Origin of the sequence: Shewanella sp. SG44-2, assembly GCF_014164215.1 — a bacterium.
Lineage (GTDB): Bacteria > Pseudomonadota > Gammaproteobacteria > Enterobacterales > Shewanellaceae > Shewanella > Shewanella frigidimarina.
Genome location: NZ_JACJEU010000132.1, coordinates 1 through 201 on the forward strand (window position 1 = coordinate 1; position 201 = coordinate 201).

Sequence of the window (201 nt, forward strand, 5' to 3'; positions counted from 1 at the left end):
GTGACAGGCACTTCAACGTCAAAGCCGTTGTCGAGCATGTCTTGAGTGACAGGGCCGTTAAATAGGGTGTTGCCGTTGCCGTCAGTGACAATCAAGGTGTCGCCAACTTGGGTGCCAGTCGCTAGGGTGACGGTGGCGGTCACAGTGCCGTCGCTGCCGATCTCATCGCTGTTGAAGATACCATCGCTGCCCATGCCGCTG

At 57.7% G+C, this 201-nt stretch carries 1 protein-coding gene; it reads right to left on the bottom strand.

What is annotated here, in order from left to right:
* Window positions 1-201: hypothetical protein (locus H5181_RS20585; RefSeq protein WP_220491858.1), on the bottom strand; the 201-nt coding region annotated here is incomplete at both ends.